We start from the raw sequence: 20,098 nt of genomic DNA, 5'->3' as shown, positions 1-20,098 counted from the left end.
GCATCAAAGGGCTCCTCGCCCTTGACAACTTTCGACAGGCCGCCGACGATCTTTCCACGTTCCTTCATCAGTGCCTGCCGGTCGAGGACCGGGTCGGCAAAAGCCGCCGAGGCCGCGAGTGCGAGCATAGAGATGGCGATAACAAGCTTTCTCATTCAATTGGCTCCATGATGAAGGCATTTCGGGACAGGACGTTAACGGATGCCGTAGGAGGAAAATTCCCTCCCCGGACGACTTTTGCCAGATCTTTGCTTTTTATGGGACACTGAAAAAGAAAAGCCCCGGGTGATACCGGGGCTTCCTGGAAATCGATCACTTCGCCTTTTCGTACAATTCAAGGACATGGTCCCAGTTGATCAGGCTGTCGACGAACGCCTCGAGATATTTCGGCCGGGCGTTGCGATAGTCGATGTAATAGGAATGCTCCCAGACATCGACCCCGAGGATCGGCGACGCGCCATGGACGAGCGGGTTCTCGCCGTTCGGCGTCTTCGAGATCGCCAGCTTGCCATCCTTGACGGAAACCCAGGCCCAGCCGGAACCGAACTGGGTCGTGCCGGCGGCAATGAAGTCGGCCTTGAACTTGTCATAGCCACCGAGATCGCTATCAACTGCCTTCTGCAGGGCGCCCGGCAGCTTGTTGCCGCCGCCGCCTTTCTTCATCCACTTCCAGAAATGGATATGGTTGTAGTGCTGGGCGGCATTGTTGAAGAGGCCGGCATTCTTGCCGAACGACTGCTTGACCACCTCTTCGACCGACAGATCACCCAAGCCTGCCTCGGCGGCGAGCTTGTTTCCGTTATCGACATACGCCTTGTGGTGCTTGTCGTGGTGATATTCCAGCGTCTCTTTCGACATGTAAGGCTGCAAGGCCTCATAGTCGTAAGGCAGAGCGGGCAATTCAAAGGCCATGGATAGTACTCCCTCGTGGAAAAATCCGGTGTCGACACCGGAGTAAGATAGGTCTGGAATGGATTGGGACAACTCCGGATGAAGCGTCGGTCGCCTTTTTATCCGCTCAAGCAGCGGAAGTCGAATGCGCCCAATCCCAATAGAGTTCGCGCGCCTTTTTGGCCACCGGCCCGGGTTGCAGATTGCGATCCTCGATACGCGTGACCGGCACGACCTTGGAATGGTTCCCGGTCGAAAAAATTTCGTCCGCTTCGAGGAAATCGCGCACCGACAGCGTCTTTTCCGTGGTCTTGAACCCATACTCGCCAAGCAGCGTTATCGTGCGCGAGCGGGTGATGCCGGACAGGAAGGTGCCGTTCGGCGCCGGTGTAAAGACATGACCGTCCTTGACCAGGAAGATGTTCGAGGTCCCGGTCTCGGCAACGTTGCCCAGCATGTCGAGCACCATTGCGTTGTCGAAGCCGCGCATCTTGGCTTCGAGAATGGCCCGGCCGTTGTTGGGGTAAAGGCAGCCGGCCTTGGCGTTGGTCGGCATGGTTTCGATGGTCGGACGCCGGAACGGCGACACGGTCACCGAAAAGCCAGTCGCCGGAATCATCGGCGATTCATAGAGGCAAAGGCAAAAGCGGGTAGACGCCGGATCGGCCGGGACGCCCATATAGCCGCCATGCTCGGCCCAGTACATCGGCCTGATATAGACCGCCGTCTTGCCGTCGAACTTCTTCAACCCGTCCCATGTCAGCCCGACGATCTTGTCGGCGCTCATGTTCGGCTTCAGGCCGAGTGCGATCGCCGAAGAATTCACCCTGGCGGCATGGAGGTCGAGATCCGGCGCCACGCCTTCGAACCAGCGGCCACCGTCGAACACGCTGGTGCCGAGCCACATGGCGTGGCTGCGCGGCCCCAGAATGGCGACGTTGCCCTCGTGCCAATCACCATCGACGAAAGTCCATGTCGCGGATTGCGCCGCAGCCGCCAGTGTCATCGTGTGGTCCCGCCTCAATCGGTCTCGTGTGACGGCCATTGGAAGATGCTTTGGCGGGCGCCGTCAACCGGCATCATGGAGTTTTGTTGAGGCCAGTGCCGGGGCGCAATGCAATCAAAGCTTGCACCTTGTCGCACCTGCCCTCAAAACTGTTGTCATGCAATACGCCGCCTATGTCTTCGACGCCTATGGCACGCTGTTCGACGTGCATGCCGCCGTGCGTCGTCATGCCGACCGGATCGGGCCGGACGGCCAATTGTTGTCCGAGATCTGGCGCGCCAAGCAGCTCGAATATTCCTGGGTGCGCACGCTGATGGGCGCCTATGCCGATTTCTGGCAACTGACCGAACAGGCGCTCGATTTCGCCTTGCGCAAAGTTCCCTCGGCCGACCCCGGTCTCAAGGCGATATTGCTGGATGCCTACTGGCGGCTGGATTGCTATCCGGAAGTGCCGGCCGTGCTCAAGGCGCTCAAGGCTTCGGGAGCGAGGCTGGCGATCCTGTCCAACGGCTCGCCCGAAATGCTGCAGGCGGCGGTCAAATCCGCCGCGCTCGACCAGGTTCTGGATGACATCTATTCCGTCGATAGGGTGCGGCGCTTCAAGACCGACCCGGCGGTCTACGATATGGTCGCCACCGGCTGGCGCCTCTACCCCGGCGCGGTTTCCTTTCAGTCGTCCAATCGCTGGGACATTGCTGGCGCCACCAAATTCGGTTTTCGCACGGTGTGGATCAACCGCTCCGACCAGCCCGAAGAATACCGGGATTTCCCACCGGCCCTTATCCTGCCGTCGCTCGAAGCCCTTGTGCCCGGCAGCTAGGAAACCTGTGTCTCTGGCGCCACAGTAGCAGCCTGGTCACAGCTTCGCCTTTGTTTGCCCACGTTCGGGCCAGAATCGGAACCGCCTATCGCCCCAGGTGTTGTCAGGCACCCGCGCAACTGTCGGCGAATTCACGTTTTGTTGCGATTTGAGACTTAAAGAAGGCAACCATGTCCATTACCGAAATCGAATCTTTTCGCCTGAGCCGTCGCGGCTTTCTCAACGCCGCAGCCCTGGGCGCCGCTTCGATCGCGGTTTCCGCATGCGCTACCACCGGGCCGGGTCCGGTCGAGCCGCCGCCACCAACCTATGTCGAGCCGCCTCTGGCCGATTATGTGACGATGTACGCCGCTGTCAGCGACGGCGGCTTCGACTTGCCGGCCATCCCCGTCGACAAGATCGATCCGCAGTTCCTGCGTCAGATCGTTCCCGACCCGACGGGACAGAAGCCGGGAACCATAGTCGTCGATACCACCGGCCACTTCCTTTATCTGGTTCGTCCAGGCGGTCAGGCGATACGCTACGGTGTCGGCCTTGGCCGTGCCGGCTTCGAATGGTCTGGCGACGCCGTCGTTCAGTGGAAGCAGAAATGGCCGAAGTGGACGCCGCCGGACGAAATGATCGCCCGTCAGCCGGAATTGAAGCCCTATAGCGCCGACAATGGCGGCATGCCCGGCGGCCTGAAGAACCCGCTCGGCGCACGCGCGCTCTATCTGTTCCAGGGCAATGTCGACACGCTCTATCGTCTGCACGGCTCGCCTGAGTGGCGGTCGATCGGCAAGTCGGTCTCGTCAGGCTGCGTGCGTCTGATGAACCAGGACATTATCGACCTCTATGATCGCGTGCCCTCGAAGACTCCGGTCGTCGTGACCAGCGACGCCAGCCAACCCATGGTGGCGACGGCCAACCGGCAGGCGATTCCGATCGACGCCGGCGTGCCGGACGGATCGGTGCTGCTTGGACCGGTCAAGGCGATCACCAATTCGATCTTCTGATCTGCGGGGGCGTGACGAGGTTTGCCCCCTGAGGAGCTTTAGCTGTTCCTCAGCGGGCGCCAATGTAGCAACCTTCATGGACCATGCAGAGATTGCCGTCGCGCCGTGCAGGACGTTCACACCCTGATCTCCCTGGGGAGCGCACTTTAGGGGAACGGGCTCACTTCAGTCCCAGATGCAAGGACAGTCGATTTGCAGCTCCTCGAAGGTGCTTTTCCGCAGCTTTGCGAGCCTCTTGTGGATTCCCCTCCGCGATCGCGTTGAATATGGCGATATGCTCTTCCTGAACTTGGGAGAGTAGGGCATTTCGCAGCGAACTGGCGCGAGCCTTTCGGATAAAATTCCGTACATGCGACTCCAGGAAATTGGACATTTCCTTGAAATGCGGATTGCCGCAGGCATCGACGATCTCTCTGTGAAAGGCCATATCCTCCTCAACGCCGGCTTCATCGTTGTCGAACGCCCGCTGGATGGCATGCAATTGCATTTCAATCGCCGCAAGCTGCTTTGCTGAGCGCCGTTCGGCAGCCAAAGCTGTTGCAGCCGATTCCACCGCCATCAGAAGCTCGATGATGTTTTCAACATCCAATGCATCGGTCAGATCAACACCGGCCAATCGAAACGCCATCTCCTTCGTCTCGATTACGAACGCCCCTAGACCCTGCCGGGTTGCAACGAGTCCATCGCGTTTGAGGATGCCGATTGCTTCCCTGACGATCGGCCGGCTCACACCATATTTTTCCGATAGCTCGTGCTCCGTTGGCAGCTTGTCGCCCTTGGCGTGTGCGCCCGAAGTGATGTCACTCCTGATCCTCGAGGCTACGGAATCGGCAAGTGAAGGTCCTCGTCTAACCTTTTCATCATAAACCATACGGTGCTCCAACCATCGTCGCTTTCGGACGGCACATCTAAGCCGTTGTGGCTCTGTTGTACCCACGCTGCCGCGAATTTTCTTTTGTCAGAGTAGCAGATTTAACTTGTCAGGCAACCTGGCAATATGGTTCATTGGCAACTGCGGCATGCGGTACCAACGCCTTGCTGGTGCGCGAACGCTGGGATGTCGTGTCGGCAACGGTCCGAAGCGTGAGAACGCTCAGTCGCTGAGGTGACCGGTCGGGTCTTCGCAAGAACGGATAGAGAAACGGGAGGAAGCGCATGAATATTTTTGATGATCCGCAACGGTTACGCCGGCTTGCACAAGAGGCCACCGAATACACCGATTTCAATCGCCGGACTCTTCTGAAGAGTGTGGGCGGTCTGATCGGCGGCGCAGCGCTTGCAAGCACATCGATACTTGCCAGCGCCGAGGAAATAACGCCGCCCGCTGCCGGCAAGAAGGTGCGCATTGGCGTCCCGCTGACCTACGGGCCGTTCAATCAGCCGTGGCGCCGTGGCTGCTGGCAGATCGTCAAGGCGGTGCTCGATGCCGGAGGCGAGGTCGTCACGATTCGCGGCGAGCCGACAAAGCCAAGCGAACAGTCCGCCGAGCGGGCGCTGCTCGACCGCGGGATCGACGCGCTTGTGATGGGGATCTACTCGCAAGAATCCGAAACCGCCTATATTGCGGACGAGGCGCACAAGAGAGGCATCAAGACGGTCGGCTTCACCATTCCGGTCAAGAATTCACCGGCCGTCATGGACGATGTCTGGGGAACTGCGACCACGCTCGGCTACTTCGTTCAGAACTATACCGGCCGCCAGGGCACCTTCGCCCAGACCGCGGAACAGCGTGGTTATTTCACGCCGTTCGACATGGAAGTGGACATGTTCGAACTCATGTGCCGCTACGAGCCGCGCATGAAGGTGCTGCCCTTCATCGACGGCGGCCAGGGCACGACCGATGAGATTTCGGTCGGCCGTAAGAACATGCTGTCGCTTTTGCAGGCCCATCCGGAGCCTGGTTCGCTTGCGGCCTTCATCTCGTGGTGGTGGCCATTCACGCTCGGCGCGGCGCAGGCGCTGAAACAGATGAACAGGGACGACGTTCCGCTGTTCAATCACTACCTGTCGACCCAGTTCCTTGAAGCCTGGGCGGCCAAGCAGGTGCCGGTGGTCTTCAGCTGCGACTCGCCCTTCCCTGAAATCGGCCGCAAGACCGGCGAACTCGCGGTTAAGCTCGCGCGAGGCGAGGACGTGCCAAATATCGTCTACCGCATCCCCGTGATCACCAAGACGCCGGATCAGGCGAGCGAGGCCCTCGCCGAACTCAAAAGCTGGGACGAGCAGGCAATCGCCCTGCTGAAACAGTACGGCGGCTAGACGCGAACTGGCATACGGCGAGCAGAGCGTTGCCGCCGTATGCCCCGCTTTCAGCAGAATGCGACTCGTGCCGAAGGGTGCCGGGACCCAATCCATTTGGTGACGGCAATCGCGTGGGCACTGAACCGTACCCTTGCATCTGATCAACGAACGACTGGAATCTAAAAAGTGACGCATGTGGAGCAGGAAAGCCTTGCCAAGGCGAACACAGCCAAGGGTACTGCCGTCAACGCAGTGCCAGCGGGAAGACGCGAACCCGCCGTCATGCGGTTTCTCAGGCAATGGGGAACAATCATCGTCCTGGTCGTGGCCGCCGTTGGATTTTCCATAGCCTCGCCCTACTTCGCCACCGCTTCCAACTTGAACAACATCCTCTTTTCGATGATCGTCAGTGCGTTGGTCTCTATGGGATTGACCTGGGTCGTGACCGCGGGGAGCTTTGACCTTTCGATCGGTCTCACAGTGACGACGTCATCAATCCTCGTCGCCTTTCTGATCCCTATCACCGGCCCTTGGCTTGCAATCGTGTTTGCTCTGCTTGCCGCATGCCTGATCGGTGTGGTGAACGGGCTTCTGGTGACCTATGGACGGCTATCGGGCATTGTCGTCACGCTTGGTGTGATGTTCGTGCTCGATGGGATCAACGTTTTTATCACGGGCGGTTATCAGGTCCCTGTTAGCTACGACGAAACCGCATTCCTTTATCTCGGCCAGGGTAAGCTCGGAATCGTCGGCGTGCCCGTAATCATCCTGGTAGCGGTGTTCATCGTAGCCCTCATCGCCGCAGCGCGGACACGGATCGGCCACTACATCGCGGCGGTCGGCGACAATCCGATGGCGGCGTTCTACTCCGGGATCAACGTTTATCGATGGGTCATCCTCGCATTCGTGCTTTCGGCATTGATGTCGGGGATTGCGGGCGTGATCGTGACCGCTATCTCATCCTCGGCGCAACCGGTCGGTGGCGAGGGCTACCTCCTCGAGGCCTTCGCCGCGGTGTTCCTTGGCGCAACCGTGCTTGGAAAGGGCAAGCCACATCTGTTTGGCACTCTCGTTGGCGTCTTTTTCCTGTATATGGTGGATTCCGGGATGAATATGGTCGGCTTCCCCTTTGCCGCCCGCCACATCTTCCAGGGACTGGTGCTCATCGTCGCGGTTGGAGCAAATGCGCTTCTCAACCGTGAAGAAGTCCATCTCAAGTTTATCTGAGGTGACGGCGATGAACGCGACACCACTGGTTGAACTGAAGAATCTCGAGAAGGAGTTCGCCGGCACCAAAGCGTTGAAGGGCGTGAGCCTTAGCTTTCTGCGCGGCGAGGTGCACGGCCTGCTTGGTGAAAACGGTGCGGGCAAGTCGACCCTCATCAAAATCTTGACGGGTGTCTATGCCCCGAGCGCCGGTGAGATTTTCCTTGAAGGGTCACCGGTCAGGGTTTCCAGCCCGCCGGAAGCCCATCGGCTGGGCCTCGGAGCGGTCTATCAGGACGCAGAACTGGTATCCAGCTTCACGGTTGGGCAAAATATCCTTCTCGGCAATGAGCCCGGGAGGATCGGTATAAGCGACCGGGCGATCCATGACGAAGCTGCGGAGATTCTGTCGCAAATGGGCATCGAGCTCGACGTGCGGCGGCTTGCCGGCGCACTGTCCGCAGCCGAGATGCAACTCGTCACCTTGGCGACCTTGTTCCATCGGCGCTACAAACTGATCGTTCTTGATGAGCCGACAGCTCGCCTTTCGGCAGCGGAATCGGAAGTTCTTTTTCGGATCGTCGATGGCTTCAAAGCGCAGGGGATAGCCATCGTTTACATCTCCCATCGCCTTCGAGAGGTCCAGCAGATCTGCGACCGCGCCACGATCCTTCGAGGGGGACTTGTTTCCGGAACCCTTAATCGTGGCGAGGTCACCGAAGACCGCGTTACTGAACTCATGGTGGACCGCAGCCGCTCTGAGCTTGCGACCTACAATGATGGCAACAGCGTCCGTCCAGAAGTCCTGGTTGAGGTTGCTGGCCTCGGCACGGCGCAGTTGGCGCCCCTCAGCTTCAAGATGCAAGCCGGAGAGGTGCTGGGCTTCACCGGTCCCGTTGGCGGCGGGATGGAAGATGTCGCACGGGCGCTTGGCGGCATCAGCCGGCATTCCGGCACGGCAAAGGTGCGGGGCAAAGCGGTCAATCTGGCCACCCCGATCGCTGCACGTCGTTCAGGCATCGCGCTGATCCCCGAGGACCGGCGCAAACAAGCCCTTTTTCCCGCACTCTCGGCTGCCGAAAACATCTGCCTGCCGGTCCTGCATTCGCTGCAACATTTTTTGATGATCCGGCCCGGCACCATGAAAAGATATGCAGAAGCCGTGCTGGACCAGCTTGCGGTGCGCCCACGCGCTTCCTCCACGCAGGTGCGCTTCTTCTCCGGTGGCAATCAACAGAAGCTGGTCATCGGCAAATGGATGAGTGCGAAAGCCACCGTCTATATCATCGTGGAGCCGACCAACGGCGTCGATGTCGGTGCGATCAAGGAAATCTACGATATCATACTGCAACTTGCCCGCGATGGCGCCGCAGTCCTGCTCATTTCGTCGTCCCTGAACGAAATGCTCGCGCTCGCCGATCGGATCATGGTCATTCATGACGGCAACTGCGTCGCGGAGGCACCGAAAAAGAGCTGGACATATGACGACCTTCTGGCCGTCACCCTGAGCGGCAAGTCGCGACACACGGCGTCGCCGCCGCACGTCACCCGTTCAACAGAAGAGGAAAGCAGATGAGCACGGATATCAGGCTCTACATGTTCCAGACTGGGCAGATTCGACAGAAGGAGGTCGATATCAAGCTTGGCTACAGCCAGGACGAGTTCTTCACCCCAATCCCCTGGTACCTAATCGTCCATCCCAAGGGAAACATCGTTATCGACGGCGGCACAGCGGTTGAAGCAGCGCGTGATCCGGTTGGCTGGTGGGGCGACACCACAAAGAAATACTATCCTATCATGGATCCCGAAGAGGGCTGCGTGAACCAACTCGGCAAGATCGGAATGAAGCCCGACGATATCAAGTTCGTGCTGCATTCGCATTTGCATCTCGATCACTCCGGCGCCTGCGGCAATTTCCCAAAAGCCCGCCATCTTGTGCAGCGGCGGGAGATTGCATGGGCGTTCGCCGCCGACTGGTTCATGCAAGGCGGCTATATCAAGAAGGATCTGACCAAGGATGGCATCAACTGGGACGTGATGGAGGGCGAGGACCAGTATGATGTCTTCGGCGATGGCAGCGTGCAGACATTCCTGTCTCCGGGACACACCCCCGGCCACCAGTCCATCATGGTACGGCTGCCCAACACCGGTTCGATCCTTCTCGCAATCGACGCCGCTTACACGATGGATCACTGGGAAGAGAAATGCCTGCCCGGCGCGCTGACGTCCGCGCAGGAAGCCGCTGCTTCCGTCAGAAGGCTGCGGCGCATCGCCGAGAAAGAAAACGCGATTGTCGTGCCAGGCCACGACATGGAAACCTGGAAGAAGTTCAAGAAAGCTCCGGCGGAATACTATGACTAGGTTCCGCTGAAATATGCGGCCGGCTGAAGATCGCCGGCCGCACCGCTAAAAACCAAAATGGTCCTTCAAAATCAGTTGCGCGCGCGGACCGCCTCAACAAGGCGGCGCGGTACGCGTGGCGGGTTGCACGAGAGTATTTACCAGATGCACAAGGCTGCTCTCGATCAAATCCAGCAGCGCTGGAACGAGGCCTCCGCGCCATGGGATAAGAAATTGCTCTCCCAGATTTATACGCAGGACGCTCTTTTTTTCGGTCTACTGCCTAGGTTGTACGTCGGACGATCTGAAATAGAGGAGTATTTTGGAAGCTATCAACTCATACTAGAAAAAGTGAATTTAACGCTTGTCGACCAGAATACGAGATCGTTGAGTCGAGGTCTGTTCGCGGCGCAAGGGTTTGGCGATATCGTTAATTACTATCGTGACGGCTCTGTCGTAAAAAATAGGGTCAGGACTTCGTTCGTTGTTTCAAGAATCAATGGTGACTGGCAGATTTATCTGCACCATTTCTCTGAGCTGATCCGGGATAAATAAAGTCTACGGACAGTGGCGAGGCTCGCCAGGAACCGCGCTGAGCAACGGGGGTTCTACTCGCGCGACGGGTGGCGCATAGCTGCCGCTCCTTACCTGCCCCTCGACAGACTCCCCAATATCCCGCGCACGATTGCCCGGCCGACCGACGAGCCAACCGAGCGCACCACCGACTTGATCGCCGCCTCGGCCACCGTCTGGCGGTTGGACGGGCGCGGTGCAGATGTGCGCCTGCCACCGGATTGCGGCGCGGGATCGTCATTGCCGAAGCCCGGAATGGTCCAGCGCGAGCCGCCGCTGCCGGCCTGCTGGGCCTGCTCTTCGGCATCCTGCGCGTCCTTGGCTTTTTTTTGCAGCATTTCGAAAGCCGATTCGCGATCGACGGCCTGATCGTACTGGCCGACGACGGGGCTCTCCTGGATCAGCTTTTGTCGCTCGGCTGCCGTTATCGGTCCAAGGCGCGACGACGGCGGGCGGATCAGGGTCCGCTGCACCATGGACGGGACACCCTTGGCCTCCAGCGTCGAGACCAGCGCTTCGCCCGTGGCAAGCTGGGTAATGGCGGTCATGCAGTCGAAATCGGGATTCGGCCGGAACGTTTCGGCCGCCGTCCTCACCGCCTGCTGCTCACGCGGCGTATAGGCGCGCAGCGCGTGCTGGACGCGATTGCCGAGCTGGGCCAGGACTTTTTCAGGGATATCCAACGGGTTCTGAGTGACGAAATAGACGCCGACGCCCTTCGAGCGGATCAGTCGGACCACTTGTTCGACGCGATCGATCAGCACCTTGGGTGCTTCGTCGAACAGAAGATGCGCCTCGTCGAAAAAGAACACCAGCTTCGGCTTGTCGGGGTCGCCGACTTCCGGCAGCACCTCGAACAGTTCCGACATCAGCCATAGCAGGAAGGTCGCGTAGAGCCGCGGATTCATCATCAGCTTGTCGGCGGCAAGCACGCTGATGGCGCCGCGTCCGTCGCGGGTGGTGCGCATGATATCGGCGATACGCAGTGCCGGTTCGCCGAAGAAATTTGCGGCTCCCTGTTGCTCCAGGACCAGCAGCGTGCGCTGGATCGCCCCGACCGATGGCTTCGTCACGTTGCCGTAGCGCGAGCCGATCTCGTCGGCACGCTCGGCGATGTTGGCCAAGAGCGCCTGCAGGTCCTTCATGTCGAGCAGCAGCAGACCTTCCTCGTCAGCCAGGCGGAAGGCGATGTTCATGATGCCTTCCTGCGCCTCGGTCAGGTTCATCAGGCGCGACAGCAACAACGGCCCCATTTCCGAGACCGTGGCGCGGATCGGATGACCCTGTTCGCCGAACAAGTCCCAGAAGATGACGGGGAATTCCTGGAAGTTATAAGGATCGAGCTTGACCTGTTCGGCCCGCTTGACGAGGAAATCCTGTGCCGTGCCCATCATCGCGATGCCCGACAGATCCCCCTTGATGTCGGCGCAGAACACAGGCACGCCGGCGTTGGAAAATCCTTCGGCCAGGATCTGCAAGGTGACTGTCTTGCCGGTACCGGTGGCGCCCGTCACCAGGCCATGACGATTCCCATATCGTAGCAACAGCTGCTCGGCACGCTGATAGCTGTCGTCGGGCTTGCGGCTGGCGCCGATGAAAATACTGGTGTCGTCAGCCATATGTCCGGTCTCCGCAAACTGATGTGTCTAAAGCCAGTGGCCTTGCCGCAGGTATAGTGAGGCCATTGCACAGCGACAATGCCATTCGTCCAAATCCGGGCCATTCGCCCAAATCGCCCCATTCGTTCAAATCGGGTTTTTGGAGCTTGCGGATTTTGCCGCTGTTTGGCAATCGTCGTCCACGCGGATTGACCTATATCTGATGGATCGAATCCGGTCACTGGAAGCGCATTGCATTGCGATATCGGACCAGGGACCGTAGACTGGACTGCTCCCGGCTGGTGCGGCCGTATGAAACGAGGAGGACGGATGGGCGCCGGAGCCTTGATCCAGGACGTGGAACCCGAAAACATCGAGCGCCAGCGATGGCTCGCATTGGCGGAAAAGGCTTTGGCAGGCGCTTCCTTCGAGGAAAGGCTGGTCTCGCACAGCGACGACAACATCCGTATCGAACCGCTCTACGACCGCAGCACCGCGGCGGAACCGATCGTACGCGCAAACCCGAAATCGCCATGGATCGTCAGCCAGCGAGTCGACGATCCCGACACCAACCGCGCCAAAAGCCAAGCGCTGGAGGATGTGGCACAGGGTGCCACGGGATTGTCGCTGGTCTTCGAGGGGGCGCCGAACGCGTTCGGATACGGCTTGCCGAGAACGGCGGAGGCGTTGGAGGCGGTGCTGGACGGCATTCCGCTCAACCGCATCCAGGTTCGTATCGACGCCCATCCCTGGAGCCGCGCCGTGGCCGACTGGCTGGTCGCTTTCCTGAGCAAGCGGCGGTCGGACCCGGCAAAACTCAACCTCTCCTTCGGCATCGATCCAGCAGCGATCTTCGCGGGAACCGGTCGGCTGCGCATGTCGATCGAGGCGCTGCGGGCCTCCATGCCGCAGTCGCTGGCGCATTTCTTCGCGATGGGCGTTCCGGGCGTGCTGCTGGAAGCTGACGGGCGCGTGTTCCACAATGCCGGCGCCACGGAAGCGCAGGAACTTGGCATCATGCTGGCTTCGGCTGTCTCCTACCTCAGAATGTTCGAGACGGCGCGGCAGCCGCTTGTCTATGCCGCACCTCATATCGGTTTTGCACTCAGCGTCGACCAGGACCAGTTGCTCTCGATAGCCAAGATGCGGGCGCTGCGCAGGCTCTGGGCGCGGGTGCAGGAGGCTTGTTCGATCCCGACATCCACGGCCAGTATCCATGCCGAGACGTCGTTTCGCATGATGACGGCGATGGACCCGGAGACCAACATCCTGCGCACCACCATTGCATGCTTTGCCGCGGCGTGCGGCGGCGCCGATTCGATCTCCATCCTGCCGCACACGATCGCGCACGGTCTGCCGGCGGGTTTTGCCCGTCGTGTTGCCCGCAACACGCAGCTGATCATGGCCAATGAAAGCCATATCGATCATGTCACCGATCCCGCCTATGGTTCCGGCGCTGTGGAAGCGCTGACCGCGGAATTGTGCGAACTGGCCTGGGCGGAGTTGCAGACGATCGAAGCCGAGGGCGGTGTCCTGTCCAGCCTTCAGGACGGACACATCCAGAAGCGCGTTCACGCAGCGGCGGAGCAGCGCAATGCAGCCTACCGCACAGGTGAACGGGCCATCATCGGCACCACGCTCTATCCATCGAAGAACGAACGCCCCGTCGAGACGCTGGCGGCGGAACGGCGACCGGCCTTCACCGAAGGCGTTGCCGTTTGCGAGCCGCTGTTTCCAGTCCGCGTCGACCAATCGATCGGAGCCGGCTCTTGATCCCGGACTTCGGCCAGATCGGCTGGGTCCCGCCACGCCGCACGCCTGTCGAGGTCAAAGGCCAGCGGACCACGCCGGAAGGGCTCATTGCCAAGCATCTGTACAATCAAAGCGACCTCAAGGGGTTGCCGCATCTCGACACCTATCCCGGCCTGCCACCCTTCGTGCGCGGCCCCTACCCGACCATGTATGTCCAGCAGCCCTGGACGATCCGGCAATATGCCGGTTTCTCGACGGCCGAAGATTCCAACGCCTTTTACCGGCGCAACCTTGCCGCCGGCCAGAAGGGGCTGTCGGTCGCCTTCGATCTCGCCACGCATCGCGGCTATGACAGCGACCATCCGCGTGTTGCCGGCGATGTCGGCATGGCGGGCGTCGCCATCGATTCCATCCTCGACATGCGGCAGCTCTTCGACGGCATTCCGCTCGACGAGATGACGGTATCGATGACGATGAACGGCGCGGTGCTGCCGATCATGGCGCTTTACATCGTCGCCGCGGAAGAACAGGGCGTTGCACAGAGGGATCTCGCCGGGACCATTCAGAACGACATTTTGAAGGAGTTCATGGTCCGCAACACCTACATCTATCCGCCAAAGCCTTCGATGCGGATCGTGTCGGACATCTTCTCATACACATCGAAGAACATGCCGAAGTTCAATTCGATATCGATCTCCGGCTATCACATGCAGGAGGCCGGCGCGACGGCCGACCTTGAGCTCGCCTACACGATCGCCGATGGCATCGAATATGCCCGCGCCGGCGTCGCGGCGGGCCTCGACATCGACCGCTTTGCGCCTCGCCTGTCCTTCTTCTGGGCCATCGGCATGAATTTCTTCATGGAAGTCGCCAAGCTGCGGGCCGCGCGCCTGTTGTGGGCGACCCTGATGCAGAAGAATTTTTCGCCCAAGGACGAGCGCTCGCTGTCGCTGCGCACCCATTGCCAGACTTCTGGCTGGTCGCTGACAGCGCAGGATCCCTACAACAACATTGTCCGCACCATGATCGAGGCGATGGCGGCAACGCAGGGCCACACCCAGTCGCTGCACACCAATTCCTTCGACGAGGCGATGGCGCTGCCGACCGACCACTCGGCGCGGATCGCCCGCAACACCCAGCTCATCCTCCAAAAGGAATCCGGCACCACGCGCATCATCGACCCGTGGGGCGGTTCGGCCTATCTCGAACGGCTGACGCATGATCTGGCGGCGCGCGCTCTTGCCCATATCGAGGAGGTCGAGGCGCTCGGCGGCATGGCGGCGGCGACCGAACAGGGCATTCCCAAGCTGCGCATCGAGGAAGCCGCCGCGCGCACGCAGGCGCGGATCGATTCCGGCGAGCAGATGCTGGTCGGCGTCAACGCCCATCGGCCCGAGACCGACATCGAGGTCGACGTGCTGAAGATCGACAATGCCGAGGTCAGGGCCCGGCAATTGTCGAAGCTGCAACGGCTGAAGGGCACGCGCGACGTCGCCGCCGTCGAAAGCGCGCTCGATGAGCTGACCCGTGCCGCGCAAGGCAATGAAAACCTGCTGGAATTCGCCATCCGAGCGGCGCGCGCCAATGCCACGGTCGGCGAGATTTCATTCGCGTTGGAAAGGGCGTTTGGGCGCCACGTCGCCACGGTACAGACCATTTCCGGGGTCTATCGGAAGGCGCTTGGCGATCATCCCGTGGTCGACGGTCTGCAGGACAAGCTTGACGCCTTCGAGAAGAAGACCGGCGGCAAGCCGCGCATCCTGGTCGCCAAGATGGGACAGGACGGCCACGACCGCGGCCAGAAGGTCATCGCCACGGCCTTCGCCGATCTCGGCTTCGACGTCACCGTCGGCGCGATGTTCCAGACACCGGAGGAGATCGCGAGACTAGCGGTTCAACAGGACGCCCACATCGTCGGCGCCTCGTCGCTGGCGGCGGGACATCTGACGCTGATCCCCGAACTGCGCGACGCGCTGAAAAAGCTCGGCCGCGGCGACATGCTGATCGTCGCCGGCGGCGTCATTCCACCGCAGGACTATGACGCGGTGCTGCAAGCCGGCGCTGCGGAAATCTTCCCACCGGGCACGGTCATTCCGGAGGCGGCGGATCGTTTGCTGGACCGGCTGCTGGCGGTCCGCTAGGCTTGTTATAATATCTGTTGCAACTTCTCGCCGGTCGAGTTATAATCGGCGTTGCAACAGGATATCTGTCATGAACACGACCATTCGCAAGATCGGTAATTCGGAAGGTGTGATCCTGCCCAAGGATCTGCTCGATCGTCTGAACATGAAGACAGGTGATCAGCTCCAGATCGTCGAAACGGACAAGGGCATTGCCCTTGAGCCGATGGACGACAGTTTCGAGCGGCAGATGGAAGCTGCTCGCAAGGTCATGGACAAATACAAGGTCGCGCTTCAGAAGCTCGCCGAATGAGCTGGGAGTTCCTTACCCGGCGTGCGGTTGAAGCGATGCACGCCGAGCAGTTGCGCAGGCATGGCGGTGCTCAAGGTTTGAGAGATGAAAATGCTCTCGAATCTGCGCTCGCGCGTGCCGAGAACAAGGCCAACTACGAAAACCCTTCGGTTGAAGACCTAGCAGCCGCCTATGTCTTCGGCATCGCAAGAAATCACGCCTTTGTCGACGGCAACAAGCGCACGGCCATAGTTGCAGCCGGTGCATTTTTGATCGTGAACGGCCATGTCCTGACAGCCGACAACGGCACGCTCTACGAATTCGTCATGGCCGTTGCTTCAGGCGAGATCGATGAAGCCGGAGCCGCGGCGTTCTTCCGCGACCATGTCGTCAAGATCGAGGATTAGCTCTCGGAAAGCTTGACGATTTCCCATTCCTTGCCGTTGACGCTGGCCAAGTCGCCGATCTTCTTGCCGAATAGGGCGACCGCCATCGGCGAAACATGCGAAATGCTACCCTTGGTGGGATCAGCCTCGTCTTCGCCGACAATTTTCCAGTGGACCTTCCTGCCGTCGTCGCCCTCGATCGTGACGCCCATGCCGAAGCGCACCACGTCGCTGCCCGGCTCCGGTACGGAGAGTTCGGCGCTTTCACGCCGGGCGGTCCAATAGCGCAGGTCGCGCGACACGACCGCGATGCGCTCGCGGTCGGCTTTGCGTTCGGCTTTTGCCAATATGTCGCGCAGATCGGCCAGATTCTCCTCGATCTGCGCCAAGCCGCGTTCCGTCACCAGATTGCGGTGGTGGCTGACTGGCCGTTCACCGACACCGGCAATGGCATTTTCGCTGTCTTCCTCGCGGGTGAAAGCTCTGCTCATTCCTTGAACTTAGGCGCGGAAAGGCTGCACGACAAGCCATCGTAGCGGCCTCGGTGGGAGAGACATAACGGCTGGCACGATTCCTGCGATATCAGGCTTGAACGCTGGGATTCTGTGCCGATGTTGAACAGACGAACGCTGCTGACCGGGACCGCAGGCTTTGCCGTTATGGGCCTTGCGCTCGGCAAGGCGGTGGCCGCAAGCTTGAGCGGCATCGAGAAAGCCTCGATGCGCGGCTCGATCAATGCCACAGAACTCGGCGTGCAGCCCGGCACATCAGACGATCAGAGCAAGGCCTTCGCCAAGCTGCTGCGTGACGCCAATGCCCGCGATATGCCGGTGTTCCTGCCGCCCGGGACTTATGTCGTCTCCAATCTCTCGCTGCCCGGCCGCGTGCGGCTTTCCGGCGTGCCGGGCGCGACGCGCGTCGTTTACGGCGGTGACGGCCACCTTTTCATGGCCGAACAGGCTGACCATATCGAACTCAGCGGTCTGGTCTTTGATGGTTCGAACCGCACGATGGGCGGTTACACGCAAGGGCTGCTCGATCTGCGCCGTATCGCGCACCTCGCCATCGACAATTGTCAGATCACCGGCAGCGGCAAGAACGGACTGGCGCTGGAACACGCGATCGGCCGGATCGAGCGCAGCGAGATATCGGGCGCCGCCGATGCCGGCATTTACTCGGTCGAGGCTGGCGGGCTGTCCATTACGGGCAACACCGTCTCCGATTGCGCCAATGGCGGCATCCTCGTGCACCGCTGGCAGGTGGCCGAAGACGGCACCATGGTCACCGGCAACCGCGTCCAACGGATCCAGGCACGCAGCGGCGGAACCGGGCAGAACGGCAACGGCATCAATGCCTTTCGCGCCGGCAATGTCGTCATCTCGGGCAACATCGTCTCGGACTGCGCCTTCTCGGCGATCCGCGCCAACAGCGCCAGCAACCTGCAGATATCGGGTAACACCTGCTCGCGCTCGGGCGAAACGGCGGTCTATTCCGAGTTCTCGTTCGAAGGCGCCATCATCAGCAACAACATCGTCGACGGCGCCGCCAACGGCATCTCGATCGTCAATTTCAACGAAGGCGGCCGCATGGGCGTCTGCTCCGGAAACATCGTGCGCAATCTGTCGACCAGCGGTCCCTACCCCGCCGACTCGCCGGGATTTGGCGTCGGCATCGGCGTTGAGGCCGACACCACCGTTTCCAACAACGTCATCGAGAACGCGCCGCTTTATGGCATGCAGATCGGCTGGGGTCCCTACCTGCGCAATGTCGTCGCTACGGGCAACATCATCCGCAACGCCGGAACCGGTATCGTCGTGTCCGTGGTCGAGGGTGCCGGCACGGCGGTCATTTCAGACAATATCATCGACGGCGCGCTCAACGGTGCGGTTGTCGGCCAGCGCTGGGCCGAGCCCGCAACGGGCGACCTCGCCTCGTCAAACGATACCGGCTATGCGCATCTGACCGTCGAGCGCAATCACGTCAGTTGAGGGCTGCCGTCGGCCTCAGCGCCCCGACCTTGGCACCGTTGCGGTTTTCGATGGGCGTGTTTGCCAACTCGCTCAGCTTGAACGCCAATGCCTCGTCGGCGCGCAACAGTTTGGCGAGGACGGTGGCAATCATGGCTTCGCCGGCGCGGCCGGCGCCATCATCGCATTTGAGCGCGATGCCGAGACCAAGTTCCGGAATTGCCGCACAATGGACGCCCTCGGCGCCGCCTTTCGTAAATATCCGCCCGGGTGCGGCCTCCATCAGTGCGACGTCTTCGCGGCCGCTGCCGGCAACGAAGAAGGGCTCGGCCATGCATGCAGCCAGCAGCCGCCTCGCGGCCTTGGCTCGCTCGGGACCAAAACCTGATGTCGTGGCCATGCGGGCAAAGCCGAGCGCGAAGCTCCTGAGCGGCACCGCATAGGTTGGGATCGAACAGCCATCGATGGCCCGCTGGTCCTCACCATGGACAGCGCCCGTCACCGATTGCATGGCGTCGCGCACCATTTCCTGCAGGCCATGTCCCGGCTTGACATAGCCGCGATGCGCAATGCCGGCGTGGACGCAGGTGCAGAGGAAGCCGGAATGCTTGCCGGAACAATTGTTGTGCAACGCGTTCGGTGAACCGCCGGCGCGGGCGAGCGCAATCTCGGCGTCATGGTTGGACGGCCAATGTGTGCCGCATTCGAGTGCTGATCCGTCCAGCCCGGCCTTGGCCAGCATGGATCGCGCAAGATCGACATGGGCCGGCTCGCCCGAGTGGGACGCACAGGCGAGCGCCAGTTCGCGGTTGCCGAAGCCATAGGCATCGGCCGCACCGCTTTCGACCAGCGGCAGTGCCTGGATCGCCTTGACCGCCGAGCGCGGAAACACCGACTTGGCTGTGTCGCCGATCTCCCAGACGGGCTTGCCATCGCCATCGAAGACCGCGACTGAGCCGCGATGCGCGCTCTCGACGATCGCGCCGCGCAACACTTCGATCAGAACCGGATTTGTCATGAACCCTCCCGTAAATGCGGGCGGTTTACCTGATCCGGTCGAGAATGGAAACGTAGTTTGCGACCGCCGCACCGCCCATATTGAAGATGCCGCCAAGCTTGGCGCCCGGCACCTGGATGCCGCCGGCCTCGCCGACAAGCTGCATGGCGGTCAAGACATGCATCGACACGCCCGTGGCGCCGATCGGATGGCCCTTGGCCTTCAGCCCGCCGGATGGATTGACCGGCAGGCGGCCATCCCTGGCCGTTGTGCCGTCCAGCGCAAGCTTTGCCCCCTCTCCCGGCTTGGCAAGACCCATCGCCTCGTATTCGATCAGTTCGGCAATGGTGAAGCAGTCATGCGTCTCGACGAAGGACAGATCGTCGAGCGTCACGCCGGCTGATTTCAACGCCCGGTTCCAGGCCTGTTCGCACCCTTCGAAGGTCAGGATGTCGCGCTTCGACATCGGCAGGAAATCCTGCACATGCTCGTTGGCGCGGAAGGCAACGGCACGGCGCATCTTCAGCGCCGTGGCGGTGTCGGCAAGGATAAGGGCGGCGGCGCCGTCGGAGACCAGCGAGCAGTCGGTGCGCTTCAGTGGGCCGGCAACGAACGGGTTCTTCTCGCTCTCCTGGCGGCAGAACTCGTAGCCGAAATCCTTGCGCATCTGTGCATAGGGGTTGTCGACGCCGTTCTTGTGGTTCTTGGCGGCAATCATGGCCAGCGCATCCGACTGGTCGCCGTAGCGCTGAAAATAGGCCTGCGCGATCTTGCCGAAGACGCCGGCGAAACCCGCCGGTGTCTCGCCGTCCTCGGGCAGATAGGACGCCTTGAGCAGGTTCTTGCCGATCTCCGGCCCCGGCGTCGTCGTCATCTGCTCGGCGCCGACCACCAGCACGATGCGGGCGGCATTG

General features: G+C 60.9%; 19 protein-coding genes and 1 pseudogene. 12 read left to right on the top strand and 8 right to left on the bottom strand.

Annotated features, from left to right (window positions below):
* The 3 genes and pseudogenes from EN984_RS39455 to EN984_RS01400 form a co-directional block, all read right to left on the bottom strand.
* A pseudogene (locus EN984_RS39455) lies at positions 1–155 on the bottom strand (cytochrome C556); the annotation flags it as partial.
* Between the two features lie 157 nt (positions 156–312).
* On the bottom strand, positions 313–912 hold the full coding sequence (locus tag EN984_RS01405) for a superoxide dismutase (protein WP_013532667.1): 600 nt from the start codon (positions 910–912) through the stop codon (positions 313–315).
* A gap of 106 nt (positions 913–1,018) precedes the next feature.
* Complete coding sequence (locus tag EN984_RS01400; protein ID WP_127269956.1) at positions 1,019–1,897, bottom strand: branched-chain amino acid aminotransferase; 879 nt, start codon at positions 1,895–1,897, stop codon at positions 1,019–1,021.
* A gap of 157 nt (positions 1,898–2,054) precedes the next feature.
* On the opposite strand from EN984_RS01400, the gene EN984_RS01395 reads away from it, so the two are divergent.
* Together EN984_RS01395 and EN984_RS01390 are read left to right on the top strand one after the other, a co-directional pair.
* A complete protein-coding gene (locus EN984_RS01395) occupies positions 2,055–2,717 on the top strand; it encodes a haloacid dehalogenase type II (RefSeq protein WP_127269958.1) in 663 nt (220 codons plus the stop codon).
* 170 nt (positions 2,718–2,887) lie between these two features.
* Complete coding sequence (locus tag EN984_RS01390) at positions 2,888–3,712, top strand: L,D-transpeptidase (protein ID WP_127269960.1); 825 nt, start codon at positions 2,888–2,890, stop codon at positions 3,710–3,712.
* A 160-nt stretch (positions 3,713–3,872) separates the two neighbouring features.
* Here EN984_RS01390 and EN984_RS01385 read toward each other — a convergent pair whose 3' ends face one another.
* On the bottom strand, positions 3,873–4,583 hold the full coding sequence (locus tag EN984_RS01385) for a FadR/GntR family transcriptional regulator (RefSeq protein WP_127269962.1): 711 nt from the start codon (positions 4,581–4,583) through the stop codon (positions 3,873–3,875).
* A 284-nt stretch (positions 4,584–4,867) separates the two neighbouring features.
* Between EN984_RS01385 and EN984_RS01380 the strand changes: the two genes are divergently transcribed.
* From EN984_RS01380 to EN984_RS01360, 5 genes are all read left to right on the top strand, one after another.
* Entirely contained in the window at positions 4,868–5,971 is a 1,104-nt protein-coding gene (locus tag EN984_RS01380; RefSeq protein ID WP_127269964.1) for a substrate-binding domain-containing protein, read from the top strand.
* Between the two features lie 168 nt (positions 5,972–6,139).
* The gene (locus EN984_RS01375) at positions 6,140–7,180 is read left to right on the top strand and encodes an ABC transporter permease (RefSeq protein ID WP_236382866.1); all 1,041 of its coding nucleotides are present in this window, start codon (positions 6,140–6,142) and stop codon (positions 7,178–7,180) included.
* Positions 7,152–8,735, top strand: a complete 1,584-nt coding sequence (locus EN984_RS01370) for a sugar ABC transporter ATP-binding protein (RefSeq protein WP_245473084.1) — start codon at positions 7,152–7,154, stop codon at positions 8,733–8,735. The genes EN984_RS01375 and EN984_RS01370 overlap by 29 nt, the downstream gene beginning before the upstream one ends.
* Positions 8,732–9,520, top strand: coding sequence for an N-acyl homoserine lactonase AttM (attM, locus tag EN984_RS01365; protein WP_127268346.1), 789 nt, complete (start codon positions 8,732–8,734; stop codon positions 9,518–9,520). Before EN984_RS01370 ends, attM begins: the two co-directional genes overlap by 4 nt.
* A gap of 57 nt (positions 9,521–9,577) precedes the next feature.
* Positions 9,578–10,054, top strand: a complete 477-nt coding sequence (locus EN984_RS01360) for a nuclear transport factor 2 family protein (RefSeq protein ID WP_236382862.1) — start codon at positions 9,578–9,580, stop codon at positions 10,052–10,054.
* 89 nt (positions 10,055–10,143) lie between these two features.
* Here the strand turns inward: EN984_RS01360 and EN984_RS01355 are convergent, their stop codons facing one another.
* Positions 10,144–11,691, bottom strand: coding sequence for a helicase HerA-like C-terminal domain-containing protein (locus tag EN984_RS01355; protein ID WP_127268345.1), 1,548 nt, complete (start codon positions 11,689–11,691; stop codon positions 10,144–10,146).
* Positions 11,692–12,000: 309 nt separating this feature from the next.
* On the opposite strand from EN984_RS01355, the gene EN984_RS01350 reads away from it, so the two are divergent.
* The 4 genes from EN984_RS01350 to EN984_RS01335 all read left to right on the top strand — a co-directional run bounded on the left by EN984_RS01350 (position 12,001) and on the right by EN984_RS01335 (position 16,241).
* The gene (locus EN984_RS01350) at positions 12,001–13,443 is read left to right on the top strand and encodes a methylmalonyl-CoA mutase subunit beta (protein WP_127269966.1); all 1,443 of its coding nucleotides are present in this window, start codon (positions 12,001–12,003) and stop codon (positions 13,441–13,443) included.
* Positions 13,440–15,563: a methylmalonyl-CoA mutase gene (gene scpA / locus EN984_RS01345; RefSeq protein WP_127269968.1), complete on the top strand. Its 2,124-nt coding sequence runs from the start codon at positions 13,440–13,442 to the stop codon at positions 15,561–15,563. The genes EN984_RS01350 and scpA overlap by 4 nt, the downstream gene beginning before the upstream one ends.
* A gap of 70 nt (positions 15,564–15,633) precedes the next feature.
* Positions 15,634–15,855, top strand: a complete 222-nt coding sequence (locus EN984_RS01340; protein WP_127269970.1) for an AbrB/MazE/SpoVT family DNA-binding domain-containing protein — start codon at positions 15,634–15,636, stop codon at positions 15,853–15,855.
* Positions 15,852–16,241, top strand: coding sequence for a type II toxin-antitoxin system death-on-curing family toxin (locus EN984_RS01335; protein ID WP_127269972.1), 390 nt, complete (start codon positions 15,852–15,854; stop codon positions 16,239–16,241). The genes EN984_RS01340 and EN984_RS01335 overlap by 4 nt, the downstream gene beginning before the upstream one ends.
* Here the strand turns inward: EN984_RS01335 and greA are convergent.
* Complete coding sequence (gene greA / locus EN984_RS01330) at positions 16,238–16,711, bottom strand: transcription elongation factor GreA (protein WP_127269974.1); 474 nt, start codon at positions 16,709–16,711, stop codon at positions 16,238–16,240. The genes EN984_RS01335 and greA overlap by 4 nt on opposite strands.
* A 120-nt stretch (positions 16,712–16,831) precedes the next feature.
* On the opposite strand from greA, the gene EN984_RS01325 reads away from it, so the two are divergent.
* Positions 16,832–18,208: a TIGR03808 family TAT-translocated repetitive protein gene (locus tag EN984_RS01325; protein ID WP_127269976.1), complete on the top strand. Its 1,377-nt coding sequence runs from the start codon at positions 16,832–16,834 to the stop codon at positions 18,206–18,208.
* On the opposite strand, the gene EN984_RS01320 is transcribed toward EN984_RS01325, so the two are convergent.
* Positions 18,201–19,205, bottom strand: a complete 1,005-nt coding sequence (locus EN984_RS01320) for an asparaginase (protein ID WP_127269978.1) — start codon at positions 19,203–19,205, stop codon at positions 18,201–18,203. The genes EN984_RS01325 and EN984_RS01320 overlap by 8 nt on opposite strands.
* 25 nt (positions 19,206–19,230) lie before the next feature.
* Positions 19,231–20,098: thiolase domain-containing protein (locus EN984_RS01315; RefSeq protein ID WP_127383611.1), on the bottom strand; the 868-nt coding region annotated here is incomplete at its 5' end.

The organism is Mesorhizobium sp. M7A.F.Ca.CA.004.12.1.1 (assembly GCF_003997835.1).
Lineage (GTDB): Bacteria > Pseudomonadota > Alphaproteobacteria > Rhizobiales > Rhizobiaceae > Mesorhizobium.
Note: the sequence above shows the minus strand (reverse complement) of the source record. Positions and strands in the feature narration are given on the sequence as shown.

What these genes read in the sequence shown, in the direction of transcription:
- EN984_RS01355 (WP_127268345.1), bottom strand. Translation starts at nt 11,691, where the DNA reads ATGGCTGACGACACCAGTATTTTCATCGGCGCCAGCCGCAAGCCCGAC.
- attM (WP_127268346.1), top strand. Translation starts at nt 8,732, where the DNA reads ATGAGCACGGATATCAGGCTCTACATGTTCCAGACTGGGCAGATTCGA.
- EN984_RS01395 (WP_127269958.1), top strand. Translation starts at nt 2,055, where the DNA reads ATGCAATACGCCGCCTATGTCTTCGACGCCTATGGCACGCTGTTCGAC.
- EN984_RS01335 (WP_127269972.1), top strand. Translation starts at nt 15,852, where the DNA reads ATGAGCTGGGAGTTCCTTACCCGGCGTGCGGTTGAAGCGATGCACGCC.
- EN984_RS01340 (WP_127269970.1), top strand. Translation starts at nt 15,634, where the DNA reads ATGAACACGACCATTCGCAAGATCGGTAATTCGGAAGGTGTGATCCTG.
- EN984_RS01350 (WP_127269966.1), top strand. Translation starts at nt 12,001, where the DNA reads ATGGGCGCCGGAGCCTTGATCCAGGACGTGGAACCCGAAAACATCGAG.
- EN984_RS01380 (WP_127269964.1), top strand. Translation starts at nt 4,868, where the DNA reads ATGAATATTTTTGATGATCCGCAACGGTTACGCCGGCTTGCACAAGAG.
- EN984_RS01320 (WP_127269978.1), bottom strand. Translation starts at nt 19,205, where the DNA reads ATGACAAATCCGGTTCTGATCGAAGTGTTGCGCGGCGCGATCGTCGAG.
- EN984_RS01400 (WP_127269956.1), bottom strand. Translation starts at nt 1,897, where the DNA reads ATGACACTGGCGGCTGCGGCGCAATCCGCGACATGGACTTTCGTCGAT.
- EN984_RS01390 (WP_127269960.1), top strand. Translation starts at nt 2,888, where the DNA reads ATGTCCATTACCGAAATCGAATCTTTTCGCCTGAGCCGTCGCGGCTTT.
- greA (WP_127269974.1), bottom strand. Translation starts at nt 16,711, where the DNA reads ATGAGCAGAGCTTTCACCCGCGAGGAAGACAGCGAAAATGCCATTGCC.
- EN984_RS01325 (WP_127269976.1), top strand. Translation starts at nt 16,832, where the DNA reads ATGTTGAACAGACGAACGCTGCTGACCGGGACCGCAGGCTTTGCCGTT.
- EN984_RS01360 (WP_236382862.1), top strand. Translation starts at nt 9,578, where the DNA reads ATGGTCCTTCAAAATCAGTTGCGCGCGCGGACCGCCTCAACAAGGCGG.
- EN984_RS01405 (WP_013532667.1), bottom strand. Translation starts at nt 912, where the DNA reads ATGGCCTTTGAATTGCCCGCTCTGCCTTACGACTATGAGGCCTTGCAG.
- EN984_RS01385 (WP_127269962.1), bottom strand. Translation starts at nt 4,583, where the DNA reads ATGGTTTATGATGAAAAGGTTAGACGAGGACCTTCACTTGCCGATTCC.